Origin of the sequence: Wolbachia endosymbiont (group A) of Urophora cardui, from assembly GCF_964028435.1 — a bacterium.
Taxonomy (GTDB): Bacteria; Pseudomonadota; Alphaproteobacteria; order Rickettsiales; family Anaplasmataceae; genus Wolbachia.
On record NZ_OZ034774.1, the window covers coordinates 604,580 to 622,987 of the forward strand.

10 protein-coding genes, 1 tRNA gene and 2 pseudogenes are annotated in these 18,408 nt (G+C 36.1%); 1 reads left to right on the forward strand and 12 read right to left on the reverse strand.

The annotated features are described in order from the left end of the window. Positions 1 to 107 precede the first annotated feature (107 nt). The 4 genes and pseudogenes from ABWU38_RS02980 to dapE form a co-directional block, all read right to left on the reverse strand. Positions 108 to 810 (reverse strand): annotated as a pseudogene (locus ABWU38_RS02980) (transposase); the annotation flags it as partial. A gap of 104 nt (positions 811 to 914) precedes the next feature. After that, entirely contained in the window at positions 915 to 1,664 is a 750-nt protein-coding gene (locus tag ABWU38_RS02985; RefSeq protein ID WP_253309626.1) for an alpha/beta hydrolase, read from the reverse strand. Position 1,665: 1 nt separating this feature from the next. Further along, positions 1,666 to 2,193 (reverse strand): c-type cytochrome, encoded by a 528-nt coding sequence (locus ABWU38_RS02990; RefSeq protein ID WP_253309627.1) that lies wholly within the window; start codon positions 2,191 to 2,193, stop codon positions 1,666 to 1,668. 644 nt (positions 2,194 to 2,837) lie between these two features. Then, positions 2,838 to 4,043, reverse strand: coding sequence for a succinyl-diaminopimelate desuccinylase (dapE, locus tag ABWU38_RS02995; RefSeq protein WP_253309628.1), 1,206 nt, complete (start codon positions 4,041 to 4,043; stop codon positions 2,838 to 2,840). A gap of 42 nt (positions 4,044 to 4,085) precedes the next feature. Here dapE and ABWU38_RS03000 point away from each other — a divergent pair, with 42 nt between their 5' ends. Beyond that, positions 4,086 to 5,423 (forward strand): iron-containing alcohol dehydrogenase, encoded by a 1,338-nt coding sequence (locus tag ABWU38_RS03000; RefSeq protein ID WP_353272449.1) that lies wholly within the window; start codon positions 4,086 to 4,088, stop codon positions 5,421 to 5,423. A 195-nt stretch (positions 5,424 to 5,618) separates the two neighbouring features. On the opposite strand, the gene ABWU38_RS03005 is transcribed toward ABWU38_RS03000, so the two are convergent. From ABWU38_RS03005 to putA, 8 genes and pseudogenes are all read right to left on the reverse strand, one after another. Then, a tRNA-Met gene (locus tag ABWU38_RS03005) sits at positions 5,619 to 5,691 on the reverse strand. After that, positions 5,691 to 6,983, reverse strand: a complete 1,293-nt coding sequence (purB, locus tag ABWU38_RS03010) for an adenylosuccinate lyase (RefSeq protein WP_353272450.1) — start codon at positions 6,981 to 6,983, stop codon at positions 5,691 to 5,693. Before purB ends, ABWU38_RS03005 begins: the two co-directional genes overlap by 1 nt. 112 nt (positions 6,984 to 7,095) lie before the next feature. Next, positions 7,096 to 7,641 (reverse strand): 50S ribosomal protein L9, encoded by a 546-nt coding sequence (gene rplI, locus ABWU38_RS03015; RefSeq protein WP_353272451.1) that lies wholly within the window; start codon positions 7,639 to 7,641, stop codon positions 7,096 to 7,098. 7 nt (positions 7,642 to 7,648) lie between these two features. Then, positions 7,649 to 7,924 carry a 30S ribosomal protein S18 gene (gene rpsR, locus ABWU38_RS03020; RefSeq protein ID WP_353272452.1) on the reverse strand — a complete coding sequence of 92 codons (276 nt, stop codon included), beginning with the start codon at positions 7,922 to 7,924 and terminating at the stop codon, positions 7,649 to 7,651. Next, positions 7,924 to 8,706, reverse strand: a complete 783-nt coding sequence (gene rpsF, locus ABWU38_RS03025) for a 30S ribosomal protein S6 (protein WP_265016769.1) — start codon at positions 8,704 to 8,706, stop codon at positions 7,924 to 7,926. Before rpsF ends, rpsR begins: the two co-directional genes overlap by 1 nt. Before the next feature lie 48 nt (positions 8,707 to 8,754). After that, positions 8,755 to 12,195, reverse strand: coding sequence for a DNA polymerase III subunit alpha (gene dnaE / locus ABWU38_RS03030; protein ID WP_353272453.1), 3,441 nt, complete (start codon positions 12,193 to 12,195; stop codon positions 8,755 to 8,757). Positions 12,196 to 13,542: 1,347 nt separating this feature from the next. Next, positions 13,543 to 14,558 (reverse strand): annotated as a pseudogene (locus ABWU38_RS03035) (IS110 family transposase). A 603-nt stretch (positions 14,559 to 15,161) separates the two neighbouring features. After that, the gene (putA, locus tag ABWU38_RS03040) at positions 15,162 to 18,302 is read right to left on the reverse strand and encodes a bifunctional proline dehydrogenase/L-glutamate gamma-semialdehyde dehydrogenase PutA (RefSeq protein WP_253309503.1); all 3,141 of its coding nucleotides are present in this window, start codon (positions 18,300 to 18,302) and stop codon (positions 15,162 to 15,164) included. Positions 18,303 to 18,408 lie beyond the last annotated feature (106 nt).

Genomic DNA, 18,408 nt, shown 5'->3' on the forward strand with positions numbered 1-18,408 from the left:
TTTACTTATCAACATATCCACTAACTATAATCTGTGTACTGTTACACAATTGGAAGTATTTTTTGATTTTATGATGCAACTTGGGAAATTTTTATAATTTTTTTGTTGACTAACAAGACGGTATCTCCTCTTTCTTTGAGGTCATTTAGCACTCCCAACCAGAAGTTAGCTCCTTCACTTTCAGCCAAATAAAAACCTAATACTTCTTTTTTGCCATTTTGATCTATGCCTAATATGTTATACATGCATTTACTTACGCAATGCCCGTCCTCTTTGACTTTAAAAAACCATGAAAACTATCGGATATACAGACTGCAGCGGGCGACTACGCCATTCGTTGATTACTGGTAGCAATTTGTCAGTAATACTTGATATCTCTGCCACCGATATTTTGTGATCATAAATTTCCTCAACATGTGACACTATATCTCTATAGCCCATACCACTGGCAAATGTGCTCAAAATCTTCGTTTCAAGCTCTGGATGTAAGTTTGTTTGCCTTTTTTTGACTATTTGTGGTTCGAAACTTCCTTCCCTATCTCTTGGCGTCAAAAGCTCAAATGACCCTGCGCTTGTACGTAAAGTCTTTGCATTCCTCCCATTTCTTCGATTATTCTCTTCGCTTTCAGCCGACAAGTGGTTTTCTATTTCACCTTCCAGGCTTACCTCCAGCAACTTTTTTATAAACGGTGTTAATGCTCCATCTCTTCCTGTCAACGGTCTTCCTTCTCGTATAGACAACAGGATATTTGTTTCTAATTCTTTATAATCTACCAAACCGGTAGTTCTGTTTACTACTTTCTGACTCATTGTCAAACCTCCATTTTTTTATATCAATTTATTACTTTTTTTTCGGTTTGACACAGTTTATTTAACACTCCCGATTGAAGAATTAAGTGGAAATCTGTGAACGGTTACCTATATGTTTTTGCTGGCAAAAATTCTCTAATGGTCTTAAATAAAACTTTCAGTGAGTGATTGTCAGACATGTTGTGCTCTGCTGATTTCATCAAGTATACTTCAACATCGGTTGACTTAATTTTTTCAGCTAAATTCAATGAAGTTTGATAAGGAACATCTTTATCATTAATGCTATGCAATAAGCGCACAGGACAGTTTATATCTATTGCTTCTCTGTTTAAAAGAAGGTTCTTTCTGCCATCTTCGATCAAATTTTTAGTTATTTTGTATGTACAATGCTCTGAAGTAAAATCTATTACACCTTTAGAACCTAGTTCTTCTTTTTGCTTGCCTGACAATTGCTTGAATATCAAATCTTCAGTAAAATCAGGAGCAGACGATATGCCGATTAATGCTGCAATTTTTTCTGAAAATTGAAGGGCAATGAGCAGCATCAGCCATCCTCCCATACTTGAACCTATAATTATTTGTTTATCGCTAGTTAATTCACTTATCACTTTAGCACAATTTTCTTGCCAATCACTTATCGTGTAATCAATAAAATCACCACTTGAATGACCGTGACCAAAATAATCAAATAGCACAAGTGCTATATCGTTTTCTTGGCAAAATTTGTAAATAGCAGTTGCTTTAGTTCCATCCATATTAGATGCAAATCCACCGAAAAAAACTACAGAAGCTTTCTTTCCTTGTAGCTTTCGATATGCTATGTGACCATTATTTCCATCATTACAATAATCCATACTACTTTGGCAAAGCAACCGGGTTATCACTCAATTGACGCAAATAACTAACTAGATCTGCAATTTCTTGTGGATTGGAAATACCTGCAAATGCCATACGCGTACCTTTTATATAGGCTTTTGGGTTCTTTAAGAAAGCAAATAGCTCCTCATACCCCCATTTTCCACCTCTTTCAAGCACTGCTTTTGAGTAATTGAATGAGTTACCAAGATGAGCCTTTTTGTTTCCAACTACGTTCCATAAGTTTGGTCCTACCTTATTCATTCCACCTTTCTCAAAACTATGGCAGGCTATACATTTCTTCGCTGCTGACTTGCCTTTTTCAAAGCTAGCATTCTGCATGAGCGCTCCAATATCGAGCGCCACTTGCTCGATTTTTTGCTGGAACTCATTGTTACCAGCAGCTACTATCGTTTGGTGTTCAATCTTATATTCCTCTGGACTATACAGCATATCAACTACGTTGCTGACTATCATAATGATTAGCCCAGAAAGTAAAATCGATGCTGCAATCTTATTAAGCTCCATAGTTAATTTTTATCAATTAATGTTGCTTAAATTATGCAAATATTTTCGCAAATAGCAACCAATTACCTTGAAGCTCGCTAAAGATGAGAGTCTCTAGCTACAAATATTAAGAAATTTACCAAATGGAAAAAAAGGCAAAAGAAGCCCCGTGGTTGGCTAATTACTTACATTATACTTTCAAGTATGGCGTTTTTTTATTCTAAACGCTTAATAACCGCGATTTAGCTGCTTTTTAATGCAACTAACCTTTAGTCATAAATGTTTAAGAAATTTACTAAACAGAAAAAAAGGCAAAAGAAACCCTAGGGTAGCTAATTATTCACTATCCATTTTTTAAGTTGGCGTTTTTTAATGTTTTAAATGCTTTATAAGCGTATTTCAGCTTGTATAGGTAAAAACCTAGAAATTTGATAAAGACATAGAGTGCACATAGTGCAAAAAATTAAACATGAGACGCCAAATACGTTGAGTTTTTTTGTCATTTAATCTGTACAGAGAAGATAAATAAATAGCTTCATTTTCATGATAAGGGGGCTGGCGGAGTTTGTCAAGTGGTTTTTGTAGCTCTCATGGTTTTTGGATTCTAACGTCACACGCTGGCAGTTGTTACTCAAACAACAGTTATGCAAGAGATCTGATTACATCTAAGCTAACAATGGACCACTAGATATATTACTAACTACGTTGACCTGACTCAATATTTTATTAGTGGGATTGAAATAATTTTCTATAAATTCCTTATATATAGCTGTTAATTTATGTATATCATTTACTAATACGCATTCGTTTATCTGATGTGCGGTTTTGTTGATTATACCAAATTCAATCACTGGACAAACATCTTTGATAAACGCAGCGTCAGATGTGCCACCACTTGTGCTCAGCACAGCATCAATACTGGTAACTTTATTTATTGCATCAAGCATAATATCAGTATTTCTATCAGGAGTAGAGAGGAAAACGTCCCTGCTGCTATGCATAGAAAGTTTATAATCGTTAGTTACACTGGAGCATATTTCATCAATCAGCTTATATAAGCCGTCAGGTGTTTGTGTATCGTTATATCGAATGTTAAAACGTGTAGTTGCTGAACTAGGTATTAGATTGCTAGTATTATTTCCAACATCGATAGTAGTAACTTCGCAATGTGAAGGCTGAAAATATTTATTACCATGATCAAAAGTAGTATTTTTTACCTTACTCAATATCGATATTACCTTATATATTGGATTATCTGCTAGGTCTGGGTAGGCAACGTGTCCTTGTTTTCCATGGCAAATTAATTCAAATGTTACAGAACCTCTTCTGCCTATTTTTATGGTATCACCTAATTTCTCACTACTGGTTGGTTCGGCAACTACACAAAAATCTATCTTTTTTTGCTTACTTTTCATCCATTCCAAAACTGCCTTTGTTCCATATTCTTCCGTGCTTTCTTCAGCACTGGTAATCAATGCACTTATCGAACCATTAAATTGAAACTTTTCTGCAATTAAATTTGCCATAGCAGCAATAAATGCAGCTATTCCGCTTTTCATATCAGCTGCTCCTCTTCCATATAGCATTCCATCTCTAACTTCTGGATTAAATGGACCAAATGCCCAATCTTTTAACTGACCCGGTGGTACAACATCAACATGCCCAGCAAAGCACAAATTTGGTACTCCATTTATATATTTCGCATAAAGATTTTTAACTTTAGTTCCATCATCACCAAATTCTAAAATCTCACAGTCAAAGCCACTTTTCTTGAAGATTGTTGCTATATGCTCTATTGCCCCGCCGTCCCTTGGTGTTATACTCTCAAAAGAGATCAATTTCTTAGTTAGCTCTACAGGGTCAATTTTCATGTCAACCTTAAAATAATTATATTGCTATATTGTAAACACTCTATGCACTATTTAAAACAAATATTACATCAAACCGAACAAACTTTTCTAAGAGAAGTAATAACAGATTACCACCTTGCTGATGATATCTATGAAATATGCACACGACACGGAAATGACATCTTTCTAGTTGCAGATGAAAATACAGCAAAACTTTTAAACAAAAACGTATTTAATAAAATTTCTCACTTAATTATCCCGAGCAATACCATTAGGCCTCTTGCAAAACCTCATATCATTTCGGATGCTCCCTACATTTTATCATCCCAGTCCTTCGAGACTGGGATCCAGGAAAAAAAATCAGCGTCACGCGCTGGAATGACACCAACCATGGGTACTAATCTTTCACTTGCCTCTCTTGAAACCATAAATCTAGTTAGAAACAAAGCAAAAGACAGTGACTTAATAGTTGCATTTGGTAGCGGCACCGTTAACGACATCTGCAAATATGCAAGCTACCTCGAGAAAAAAGATTATATATCGTTCCTAACAGCCGCTTCCATGAATGGATATACATCCACAAATGCTTCAATATTAGTAAATGGATACAAAAAATCGTTCAAAGCACATCTTCCAAGAGCGATATATATAGATATAGACATACTTACCAATGCACCACTGCGCCTCACATTAAGCGGATTTGCAGATTTCATTTGCCGTTCGACAGTTCAGGCTGACTGGCTACTATCTCATTTGTTGCTTGGCACAGAATACAATGAATTACCTTTTACACTTGTTCGCGATTTGGAGCAAATTTTGCTAAGAGAGTATACGGCGCTTATTAAAAGAAGTAGAAAAGTGGTCCTATTACTTATGGAAGTTCTACTAATTTCAGGACTTGGAATGGTAATATCAAAAGGCAGCTATTCTGCAAGCCAAGGAGAGCATATGATAGCTCACGCAATGGAAATGGTAACAAGAGATCATTCCTCACTACATGGCGAAAAAATTGCTGTTACGACGATTACCATGGCTAATTTGCAGGAAAAAATATTATCAATACAAAACCCGATTATCAACCCGACCACTTTAGATGTAAAACATATAACTCAGTGCTTTGATAATATCGAATTTGTAAGAACTTTTGAACAGAAGCAAATTATGCAGCAAAAAATCCAAGAGATTATTTGTAAAGAATGGACTAATATTTCCAATTTAATTAAGCAAAATTTACTACCTGCAAAATACCTGCAAAAAATATTTGAAGATCTATCAATTCCGCACTTACCAGAGCACCTCAGTTGGAATAAAGAACAATATTGTAAAGTGGTCGATCTTGCGTTTGCAACAAGAGATAGATTCACCTTTCTTGACTTAGCTAATTGCATAGAAGAAAGTTAAGTTTTGTAGTGAAATTCTGTCATTTAAAGAGATCATAGGCCAAAAGCTAAACCCTTTTCACAATCTCTTATCCATTTTCCTCTAAACTGTACACCTAAGTGGATATACAACTGAACGTAACCATTCCAAGTAGCTGACACTGGGTCGCACTACTTCACCAATAGCACTATCTTGCTAAACATAGTTTAGTTCGAGTGGCTGAGGAGGGACTTGAACCCCCGACCAAGAGATTATGATCCTCCTGCTCTACCAACTGAGCTACTCAGCCTAATTGAAAACCTTGCTATATATGTGACCTACATGCTTTGTATAATATTTCAAATCAAACAAAGATTCAAGTTTTTCCGAGTTAATAACCTTAAGTAAAGGTTTATCTTGTTTCAATTCGGCCAGAAAATCACTGTTGTTTTGTTTCACTTTCATTGCATTGCTCTGAACAATTTTATACGCCTCTTCCCTCGCCAAACCACTATTTACTAACTCAAGCAATACACGCTGTGAGAAAACTAAACCTTTTGAAGAATTTAAGTTCTTTTCAATGTTTTCCTTATTGATTACCAATTTATCTATCAAATCTGTTAATCGCACTAAAGCAAAATCCATTGTTATACAAGCATCAGGAGCAATGCATCTTTCCACAGACGAGTGTGATATATCACGTTCGTGCCACAATGCAACATTTTCTAACGCAGGAAAAACATAACTGCGTATTAAACGTGAGAGTCCCGTCAGATTTTCACTTAAAATAGGATTACATTTGTGTGGCATAGCAGAGCTTCCCTTCTGCCCAATGGAAAAATGCTCAGAAATTTCGCCGATTTCAGTTCTTTGCAAATGACGAATTTCAATTGCAATATTTTCTATTGAGCTTGCAATCACTCCCAAAACCGAAAAGAACATGGCATGTCTATCACGAGGAATGACTTGAGACGATATGGTTTCAGGTATGAGTCCCATTTCTTTTGCTACATACTCTTCAACAAACGGATCAACATTTGCAAAATTACCTACTGCACCTGATATTTTACAAATTGAGATCTCTTTTTGCGCGCTAATTAATCTCTGATAATTGCGTTTAAATTCAGCATAAAATCTAGCAAATTTTAATCCAAGAGTTGTTGGTTCTGCATGCATTCCATGACTGCGCCCAACACAAACAATATCTTTATAGTCCTCAGCTTTTTTTTTCAATACTGCAAGTAAATTTTTTAGATTCCCGAGTAAAATATCACATGACTCTTTCAACTGCACCGCAAGGCATGTATCCAAAATATCAGAACTTGTCATTCCATAGTGGAGATAACGAACATCAACTCCCGCTTTTTCAGCAACATATGTCAGAAAAGCTATAACATCATGTTTTACAATGGATTCAATTTCGTTGATACGTTCAATATCAAATTCAATAGCACCAGAGAGCTTCTGAGCAACACTATTTGGAATCACTCCTAACTCTGCTTGAGCTTCACACGCTAATTTTTCTATTTTAAGCCATATATTAAATTTATTATTTTCCTCCCAAATGGAAGACATTTCTTTTTGGCTATAGCGCGGGATCATTAAATGACCCCCGTCTTATCTTTGAACATGCTAGATCCCAGTGTCACGCACTGGGATGACAGAAAAAAAAGGCACTGGAATGACAGGAATAGTTGATATATTTTATTCACTGCTATTTGTTATTTGTATCTTCTTGCTCCACTGCTTCACCTTCTTGTTGCTCAGACTTCTGATTTTGCAACTTTACTTGCCTTAATTCATGCGCATCTGTTTCGGATTTCACGACGTATATAGTAATTGGTACTACTACTTCACTATGTAATTCTACGTTTACTTGGTATTCACCCAAGTTTTTGATGCTTATTCCACCAAAAGATAAACTACGATGATCTATCGCATGTCCTTCTTGTAGTAAAACTTTCGCAATTTCACGTGTTGTTACAGAACCAAAAATTTTACCATCCTCTGAAGCTTGCTTTATCAATACCACAAACTTATCATGTAGTAACAATGCAAGCTCTTTTGCTACATTTAATCTTTTTATATTCTCTTCTTCCAGTAATAAACGTTGCTCCTCTAGCTTTGTTAAATTTTCCTTGGTAGCTTTCACCGCTTTTCTTTGTGGAAAAAGAAAATTACGTGCATAACCTGGTTTAACTTTGACAACTTCACCAAGCTTACCTAAAGTCCTTATATTTTCCTTTAAAATTATCAACATAAATTACCTAAACTTTTTTAGTACAGTAAGGAACAAGAGCCAAAAAACGTGCCCTTATGATCGCTAAGTGTAACTTCCTTTGTTTTTTTGCACATACGCCTGTTAACCTTCTAGGTAATATCCTACCATAGTCAGAGGTAAACTTGGATAATAAATCTGTATTCTTATAATCTATGTCTTCATCTTTAGACGTAGCAAGAGGGCAAACTTTAGAACGCCTAAAGCCAGTCCTATTATTTACAGATACGTAAGAATTATTAAAACTATTTCGTCTTTTCATCATTATGCGTTTTGCTCCTCAATTTGTTTATTCATCATATAAGATTTACCTTCAAAAAATTTATCAACCTGCACAGACAAGTGGCGAATAACGTTCTCATTAAGTTTCATTCTACGCACAAATTCATCCAGAATGTTTGCAGTAGAACTTATGCACATTATACAATAATGACCGCTCTTCATCTTATTTATTGGATATGCAAAATCCAAAAGACCCCAATGTTCATACTTGATTAATCCCGATGCTTCAATGTTTTCCAAAAGCATCTCCAATGCTTTGCTCGATTGAGTTGGACCGTTTATTCTAAAATCTTTCAAAATATCTTGAAAAATCTTTATTAGATGTTCTGAAATATTTCTCTTCAAAGCATTTACTGCATTATGGATAAACGCACTTTTAGTAATTTGCTCACTGCCTCCTAGAAATTTTATAAAATCTTGCGTTATTCCTAAATCTTTTAGGTCATCTTTCAACTCTTTATCGATTTTTGACTTCACTTCTTTCAAATTTGAAAGATCTTCTTCCAATTCAACCCATAAAATTTTTGTAAGATCTTCCAAGAAATCAGAGTAAGCAACTAGACCTTCTTTAATGTCTTCAGCACGCGTTTCTAACTCTTGTTTTGTAAGCGTACTATTTTGCCTTTCCATAAGACTCTTGATCTTCTGGAAAATAACATCTGCTTTAATATTTTTCAATGAAACAGCTAGCTCTTGGACCATCTCCTCTACTTCTTGCTGTAATAATCCTTGTTGTGCTATAAAAGTAAATTCATAAAGATTCACTATATCTTCCTTTAATACCGATTAAATATTTCATTATATAAAGCTTTTTTATATAAGCAAGTTATTTGTATTAATTTCTACGCCTTTAATCCAGCTTAAGTTAGATATTTCATAAATAACTTGAGGAGCAATTGAGTATGCACCTGGTAATAAGATGCTCACTTTATGTTTTTCGAGAAGAAGTTTTAGCATTATTTTGGTTCTGCCTTTATCTTTCAATATTGCATTTAATTCCATAGCGGCTTTTTTCGAATCCGTGCACTCAGTGGTGAGAACTAATTCCTTTATTGTAGAAGCGATTCTTTTTGTAAACTCAGATATATCCTTGCCTGCTAATCTTGTCGTATTTTCCGAAGCTTCAAGATCAATTATCACAAATGTTCCTGGTGAAAATAAATCTCTTTTTTCTTCTATTATTTCATTATTATAAAATGCTATTTCAGAAACGTTATGGGGATCAGAAAGTGTGAGTATAACAAACCTTCCACGCTCTGAAGTTCTCATACGTGCATTTAATATTACCCCAGCAGTTTTTGCTGTTCTATTTTCTCCGATAAACCCAATATTTAACTTTTCCAGAAGAATTCTAAATTTTTCAAGTGGATGATTAGTTAAATAAAATCCTAGTGAAAATAACTCATGCTCTAATTTTTCCTCTTCATCAAAATCTTCCACATTCTCAAATTTCGGTTTGAGGACATCAAGACTACCAAACAAAGCAGCTTGACTTGATTCCCTATCCTGTTTGTTTTTATTTGCAAAGTAAATCAGCATGTCCATTGACTCATATAGCTGCTTTCTGTTCTTATGCACGCTATCGAATGCCCCGGATTTAATTAGGCTTTCTAGCGCTCTCTTATTTATTATATGACCTGAATTTTGAATGAATTCCCATATGTCCTTATAAGCGCTTGAACGTGTGTTCACTATTCCTTCTGCTATAGAAAAACCAACATTCCTCAAGGCAGCAATACCATAACGTATGCACTCACCCTCTATTGAGAATTCAGCTTGAGACTTGTTTATATCAGGTGGAAGAACGGTAACGCCACTAAACTTTGCTGCATGATAAAATAAATTCAGTTTATCTCTATCATCAATATTTAGATTCATTAGTGCTGTAAAAAATTCTAATGGATAATTAGCTTTAAGGTAAGCCGTTTGATAAGATATAACCGCATATGCAGCTGCGTGAGATTTATTAAATCCATAACCAGCAAATTTTGCAACAAGGTCAAAGATATAACTTGCCCTGTCATAATCAACGCCATTCTTCGTTGCCCCTTGGATGAAAAGTTCACGTTGTTTATCCATCTCTTCCTTAATTTTCTTACCCATGGCACGTCTCAGCAGATCTGCTTCCGCTAAGCTATACCCGGAAAGAATACGGGCTATTTCCATCACCTGCTCCTGGTAGATTATTACCCCAAATGTTTCTTTTAACACTCCTTCAAGTAACGGATGAATATAATCTGGCTTTTCAAGTCCATGCTTTCTTGCAACATAAGTTGGAATGTTATCCATAGGTCCTGGACGATAAAGGGAAATTAAAGCGATAATATCTTCAATGCAATCTGGCTTTAATTTGATTAAAGCTTCTCTCATTCCCGAACTTTCAAGCTGGAACACTCCAATTGAATCACCGCTAGAGAGCATCTCATAGGTTTTTTGATCATTCAAAGGAACTGAAGAAATATCGATCTTTTTTTCATCACGATTAATTAAACGACATACATGATCTATTAGTGTTAGCGTACCAAGTCCAAGAAAATCAAATTTTATTAACCCAGCTTTCTCCACATATTTCATGCTGTATTGAGTGATTGGCAGAGCCGAATTTGGATCGTAGTACACAGGAACAAAATTTTCCAACTTTTGATCACATATTACAATTCCAGCAGCATGAGTTGAAACGTGACGATATATTCCTTCAAGCTTTAGTGATATATCAAGAAGCTTTGCAATTACCTCATCACTATCCCGTTCTTTCTGCAGGTTTTGATCAAGCTCTATCGCTTGCGATAAAGTTACAGGATTTACTGGATTAAATGGAACCATTTTAGATATTTTATCCACTTGAGAGTAAGGCATTTGCAATACTCTACCAACATCACGCAATACTGCCCTTGCTTGCAATTTTCCAAAAGTGATTATTTGAGCAACATAACCGTACTTTTTCTGAACATAATCAATAACCAGGTCCCTTTTCTCTTGGCAGAAATCGATATCAAAGTCAGGCATTGATACACGATCGGGATTTAAAAACCTTTCAAATATTAGGCCAAACTTTATTGGATCAAGGTCTGTAATCTGTAAGCTCCAAGCAACAATTGATCCAGCACCAGAGCCTCTTCCTGGACCAACTGGAATGCCATTTGCTTTGCTCCAACGAATGAAATCAGAAACTATCAAAAAGTAGCCAGCGTAGTTCATCGAAGTTATTACGCTTAGTTCATAATCTAACCTGTCGTAGTATTGCTTGAAATCGATATCATGTTGTGTGTCATCATCTGGTTTGGTGTCATTCCAGCGCGTGACGCTGGAATCTCTCTGGATCCCAGTATCAAGTACTGGGATGACAGTGGAGGGTGTTCTGGTGACAGAAGAGGATTTTGCAATACGCAGCTTCAATCCTGCAACTGCCTGCTCCCTCAGTTCTTCATTCTCAGTTTTATTTTCTCGACAAGGAAATTTAGGCAAGATAGGCTGCCTGCTTCTTGGCATGTAAGAGCACCGCTTAGCTATCACTAAAGTGTTATGAATTGCTTCGGGAATGTCGCTAAACAGCTCCTCCATTTCTGCCACAGATTTGAAGTAATGCTCGGTAGTTAACTTCTTTCTGTTATTCTCCAGGGCATAACTCCCCTCCGATATGCACGTTAATATGTCATAAGCCTCATAATCAGACCTATTTGGAAAAAACACATCGTTCGTTGCAACCAGTGGTACATTGCGCTGATAAGCAAAATCTATTAAAGCTTCTTCAAGCTCTAGCTCTTTATTCAGCCCATGACGCTGCAATTCAACATATAAATGACCATCGAATGCTGAAAGCAGTTTTTCAACCGTTTCTTTATCTTGCCCCAACAATAGTTGAGCCAAACATCCACCGGTTAAAGCGATCAGACCCATACTTAAATTCAATAGCTCATCAAAATCAACGTAAGGAATATCGCTGTTATTCTTGCGCTTTTTAAAAGACTCACTCACCAAAGTGACTAAATTAGTGTACCCTTGCTCATTTTTTGCAAGCAATAATATAGGTAAATTTTGTTCTGAATGTTTAACTATAATATTGCATCCTATTATTAGCTGTATTCCCCTACTTGCTGCATATTCTGAAAATTCGAGCGAGCCAAACAAGTTGCCTGAATCAGTAATTGCAACCGCTGGCATTTTATTTCGCAAACAAAGGCCTATCAGCTCCTCAATTTTAACCGAGCTTTCAAGCAGCGAATAAACACTATGAACACGTAAGTGTATGAACATAAAAAACTTTAGATCAACAAAAAAGGATAACATTAATTTACCCATGAGAACATAATTTCATGAAAACAAAAGCCTATAAAATTCTAAAATTAAAATACAAAAACTTCCTTGACAAACTCCGCCAGCCCCCTTATTATGATAATAAGGGTATTTATAACTCAAAACTTGTTTTTGATCTGCGCAGGTTCAACAACAAAAATTCAGTAAAAAACTCAGGGTATTTATTGGCGGATTAGATAAAATTATAGCGGCTGCATGTCTTTTTTATTTTTTCTACATTCAGCCAAATCGCGCTTAAACTAAGCGTCAGCACATTATTACAGCGCCACTTACAGTAATATAGAGTCAAAACTCGCTACTCGGGGCTTCTTTTGCCTTTTTTTTCGTTTGGTAAATTTCTTAAATATTTATGGCTAAAGTAATTTAGGCCTACCGACAACCGTCATCCCGCTACGTATTAGCGGCTAAGAGATACCGCGAATGAATCGCGGTATGACGGTTCGCGGTGGCATCTCGTCATCCCGCTACGTGTTAGCGCTTACTATTACCCACAAATAAAGACATGGTATTGTATTTACTCAAATAATTTAATTTTATTAACCTGAAAGCTTATTGGATTAAAATTATTAAATTAAGAGTTATAATTTTAGCAACTAAAAGCTGTAAATTGCACCATATAAACAGTTATTTCAAGCAAAAGTTATGCCATTAAGAGCTATGCAACAAACATTTATATTTGTGGGTAATAGTAAGGTGTTAGCGGGATCTAGAGATACCGCGGCGGTATAATGGTTAAGTAATTCGTCATCCCGCTGCTTGTTAGCGGGATCTATGCTAAGAGATACCGCGGCGGTATGACGGTTAAGTAGGGTGTCATTCCAGTCTGGAATCTAGTTCTTATTGTACATTTACTTGGTGTAGAGTTAAGTTTCCTGGATCCAAGTAGTCTGGGCACTGGGATGAAGAGAAAGGAGCACTGCCATTATAGAGTAAAATGAGATCCCAGTGTCAGCTACTCGGATGACAGAAGAGGGGCTACTCGGATGACAAAAAAGGGGCTACTCGGATGACAAAAAAAGGAGCACTAGAATGACAGGAGATACCGTCTTGTTAGTCAACAAAAAAATTATAAAAATTTCCCAAGTTGCATCATAAAATCAAAAAATACTTCCAATTGTGTAACAGTACACAGATTATAGTTAGTGGATATGTTGATAAGTAAATTAGTTTTATACGCACAAAACAGATGAAGTTTACTTATCAACATATCCACTAACCAACAACATTCAATAAATTTGTGTAAGATACCACTTTACATAAGATAGATGATAGGAAGCATTTTTGATTTTAAAGTACTAAACCTTCAGTCAACCTCCTAGCCCTGTAGTTTTTGATATGGTTAGGATCAAAAGCACTTTTGGATGTCAGAATACCGAAAATGATATGGAGTAGCTTACGCATTGCAGCACCAACGATGGCCATATTATGCTTACCCTTTTCCTTTAATCTTTGGCAAAAGCTCATAATGATAGGATTGTGATTCTTAGCTACTATGGCAGGAAAGAAAAGTGCCTTACGTAATGTTTGTGAACCGGATTTACTTAATCTGGGTTTGGCATATACAGAGGAACCTGACGTCATATTTCGTGGTATAACTCCTGTATATGCTGCCAATTGCCTGGCATCTCTAAAAACCTCTATATCAGAAACTTCAGCTAAAATAGCTATTGCTGATTCTTCTCCTATGCCTGGAATAGTCAATAGAAGTTGAAAATTTTCCAACAATTCTTTGTGTTGATTTAATAGTTCACGTACGGAGTTTTTTATTGTTTCTATTTTTTGAGCTATATTCATTGCAAGGTCTTCCCAAGCATTTGCAACTTCTTTAGGCAGTCTCTCTTTTTTTTCTAAGTGGTTATTTACTAATGTTAACTCATCTTTTAACGCAACTGAGCAACGATAAAGATGTTTTAATTTTTTCATTTCAGGAGAAGGTGGTGTCCAACTAGAAGGTTCCTGTCTTTGGCAATAATCAGCAATAACTTCTGCATCGGTCTGATCATTCTTTTGTCGTATCAGCTTACTCCTTGCATAAGATTTTATGCAATAAGGATTTACAACACTTACAAAATGTCCAGCATTGTGTAGAAATTCAGCCAGTGCTTCGCTATAACAACCAGTAGATTCCATGCAGGTTTTTACTTTTTCTACATTATGTTTGTGTAGAAAATTCAGTAGACTTTGAAACCATCGTTCTTAAAGCTTCTTTTTCTAGTTTCACGCTTTCCTTTTTTGCTTATAAATGAGAGAAAAACATCAAAGCGATCTTTTGATATATCTATGCCCAAAAAGTTGTTGATCATATATAACCCCATACGTTACCATTAAAAATGAAAAGTAAGGCTAGTCTTGTGAATACAGAATTAGAACCATTCAGGTCTTTCTACGATACCGTCCAGCCTATACTTTTGAGAAGGGAATTCTTATCTCCTCTACAGATTTTATATCTAAGAAGAAGCACAGAGTTCCTCCCTTCTCCACCTAATGCTTAAGCTTAAAACATTAGATGCTTTTGACAAGATACAAGAAGGAGGCTACTTTCATGACATTATCATAAAGTAAAATGAGATCCCAGTGTCTGGGCACTGGGATGACAAGAGGGGGGTATTGGGATGACAAAAAAAGGAGGCTACTGGGATGACGAGAAAGGAGCACTGGAATGACATCATAGGGGCTACTTTCATGACATCATTCTTTTTCCTGGATCCAAGTAGTCAGGGCACTGGGATGACATCATAGAGGCACTGAGATGAAACCGAAGGGGCTACTCGGATGACACCTTTTTTCTGCTTAGTTTAGGTTATGCAAGAAGTCTAGTGCATGAACTGGTCCTTTTCTGATTTTAGCGCTGTCTGCACGAACGTCTAGTTTAGGGGTAAGATAGGAGAAAAATTAGGGCCCGCAAATTAATCCAAACACATAAGTGTAGTGTTACCACCGAATGCTGTAGTGTTAACACTTACAACTTTTTCTGTAGAAAAACGCTGTAAATAATGAGGACCACCAGCTTTTGGCCCAGTGCCAGATAGTCCTCTACCACCAAATGGTTGTATCCCAACTGCTGCACCTATCTGGTTACGGTTGATGTAGACATTTCCAACTGATATTTTTTTGCTTATTAAATCGATCTGATTTTGTATACGGCTCTGCAAAGAAAATGTAAGCCCATATCCTGTATTGTTTATATCACTTATAACTTCATTTAATTGTGACTTGTTAAAACGTATGATATGCAAAATAGGACCAAATACTTCTTGCTTTAATTGCGAAATTTTTTGTATCTCATAAATATATGGAGGAAAGAAATAACCATTATGAGAATTTGTATCCATGGGTACTTTAAATAACAGATTTGAATCTTCGTCCTCTGACATTTTTTGCGTATGTTGAGTTAGCATATCGATAGATGCTTTGTCAATTATTGGACCAATATCAGTACTAAGTTGTATTGGGTCACCAATCTTGAGTTCTTGCGCTGCACCACATATCATTTTTATCTGCTTCTCTGCTATGTCCTCTTGAATAAACAGCACTCTAAGTGCAGAACAGCGTTGGCCGGCACTGCGAAACGCAGAAAGTACAACATCTGTAGTCACTTGCTCTAAGAGAGCGGAGCTATCAACAATCATAGCATTGAGCCCTCCTGTTTCAGCAATAAGCGGTACAATAGGACCATCCCTATCCGCAAGCATTTTATTAATTATTTGAGCAGTTTGTGTTGAGCCAGTAAAAGCTACTCCAGCAATTCTATTGTCTGGAACTAATATTTTGCCTAAATATCCACCATCCCCAGGAATGAGGTGTAACACATTTTTTGGTATCCCAGCTTCATGTAGTATCTTAACAGCTTCGTAGGCAATAATCGGCGTTTGCTCTGCCGGTTTTGCCAGCACCGCATTACCTGCTGCAAGTGCAGCTGAAACCTGCCCAATGAAGATAGCAAGTGGAAAATTCCATGGTGATATACACAGGAAAACTCCTCTGCCTTCAAAAAAGATGAAGTTATCTTCACCCGTTGGACCTGGCAATTTTTTCCAGTCGCTCAGTTCATTTTTTGCTATCGTTGCGTAGTAACGTAAGAAATCCACTGCCTCTCTTACTTCCGCTATTGCATCAGATAAAATTTTTCCTGCTTCTACGATCAGAATGTAAATCAACTCTTTCATCCTTTCTTCAAGCAAATCTGCAGCTTTTTCAAGGCATTTAGCGCGCTTTTCTGCTGAAACATTCTGCCATTCAGTAAAAGCATTATGTGCTATTTCAAGAGCGTTTAAAACTTGAGCACTTGTTGTATTTGACACTTCTCCAATTACATTTTCTAAATGTGCAGGATTCACCACTTCAGTAAATTTGGCATCATCAAAAAGTGACTGTCCGTCAATTATCGGCCCAACTTGCCATTTTTTTTCACTAAAGCTCTTTATATCATCTGCAAATTGTGAGACTATCACCGAGTCACTAATATCCATTCCCAAAGAATTTTTTCTTTCTGGTCCCAAAATATCTTGTGGTAACGGAATGCCTGGATGAGGTTCATAATTAAAATTTATAGCTTTTTCCAGTGGATCTGAAATTAACTCATCAATTTTAACGTTAGAATCATTTATTTGATTAACAAATGAACTATTAGCTCCATTTTCAAGAAGGCATCTTATAAGATAAGGCAACAAGTCACTATGTTCCCCAACGGGTGCGTAGACACGACAGCTAACATTTGTTGCAAGCTCTGACATTGCATAATCATATAAGTCTTTTGCCATTCCATGTAAGCGTTGAAATTCAAATCCAGGGTGGTTTTTATCAGCAAGTTCCATGATAGAAGCAAAAGTATAGGCGTTATGAGTTCCAAAGCATGGGTAAAAGCTGTTTGGTTTACTCAAAAGTTTCTGTGCGCACGCGAGGTAAGATACGTCAGTATAGCTTTTTCTTGTAAATACTGAGTAATCATTTAATCCCAATTCTTGCGTACGCTTGATTTCTGAATCCCAATATGCACCTTTTACAAGTCTGACCATAATTTTATGATTTGATCGAATAGCAACATCCTCTACAAAGTCAAGAACAGATAAAGCACGTTTTTGATATGCTTGTACAGCCAAGCCAAGCCCTTCCCACTCAGAAAGTGATTCATCAAGCCGTAATTGTTCAAACAAGATTAAGGACATTTCAAGCCTTTCTGTTTCTTCTGCATCTATGCATAATGAAATGTTGTATTTTTTTGCTTCATGACAAAGCTCTAGCAGTTTAGCTCTCAACTCTTCAGCTATATTATCGAATTGACCAAATTCATAACGTGGATGTAACGCAGACAATTTGATTGAAATTCCATGCGATTTAAAACAATCATTTATTTCAGTGGATTCACCTATAGCTTTTATTGAGTGCATGTATGAATTAAAATACTCTTCTGCATCTTCAGCTGTGTGAGCAGCTTCGCCAAGCATATCAAAAGAGTATAAAAACTTACTATTGTCATCTAGTTTTGCATACCTTAAAGCTTCTTCTGTGGTTTCTCCAACAACAAAATGATTACCAAGCATAGACATTGCTTGTTTTACTGCTTTGCGAATGATCGGTTCTCCTAAATTCTTAAGTAACTTAGAAATTGCGTAATAGAACTTCGAATCGCCTTCATTATCTCTCAATATACTGCTACCTATCATCAAGCTCCATGTGGAAGCATTGACAAACAACGAAGAAGAGTGCCCTAAATATTTATTCCATTCCTGATTGGCAATTTTATCTTTGATTATTTCGTCTATTGTATAATCATCTGGTATTCTAAGTAGCGATTCAGCAAGGCACATCAATGCTATTCCTTCATCATTGGAAAGCGAGTATTGCTGCATAAAGGAATCTACAATACTTAATTTATTGTGTTTGATTTTTTCAATAACTTGTTTTGCAATATTATAAATTCTACTTTTTGAATCAGCTGAAAGCTCTGTTTTTTCTATAAGGCGGCGTACATAACTTTTCTCATCAGCACGATAAAATCCTTGTAAACGTTTTCTCAATTCGTTAGGTTCTTGTATAGAGGTAATCATAATTATTTATAAAACACCTTTACTATATGTAAGGTAAAATTATATCATAACTTTGCACAGAGCAAATTGTTATTTATAAAGGGATCAGGGCTGGCTAAAAGAAGTC

What these genes read in the sequence shown, in the direction of transcription:
- ABWU38_RS02990 (WP_253309627.1), bottom strand. Translation starts at nt 2,193, where the DNA reads ATGGAGCTTAATAAGATTGCAGCATCGATTTTACTTTCTGGGCTAATC.
- purB (WP_353272450.1), bottom strand. Translation starts at nt 6,983, where the DNA reads ATGATCCCGCGCTATAGCCAAAAAGAAATGTCTTCCATTTGGGAGGAA.
- rpsR (WP_353272452.1), bottom strand. Translation starts at nt 7,924, where the DNA reads ATGATGAAAAGACGAAATAGTTTTAATAATTCTTACGTATCTGTAAAT.
- dapE (WP_253309628.1), bottom strand. Translation starts at nt 4,043, where the DNA reads ATGAAAATTGACCCTGTAGAGCTAACTAAGAAATTGATCTCTTTTGAG.
- putA (WP_253309503.1), bottom strand. Translation starts at nt 18,302, where the DNA reads ATGATTACCTCTATACAAGAACCTAACGAATTGAGAAAACGTTTACAA.
- ABWU38_RS03000 (WP_353272449.1), top strand. Translation starts at nt 4,086, where the DNA reads ATGCACTATTTAAAACAAATATTACATCAAACCGAACAAACTTTTCTA.
- dnaE (WP_353272453.1), bottom strand. Translation starts at nt 12,195, where the DNA reads ATGTTCATACACTTACGTGTTCATAGTGTTTATTCGCTGCTTGAAAGC.
- ABWU38_RS02985 (WP_253309626.1), bottom strand. Translation starts at nt 1,664, where the DNA reads ATGGATTATTGTAATGATGGAAATAATGGTCACATAGCATATCGAAAG.
- rplI (WP_353272451.1), bottom strand. Translation starts at nt 7,641, where the DNA reads ATGTTGATAATTTTAAAGGAAAATATAAGGACTTTAGGTAAGCTTGGT.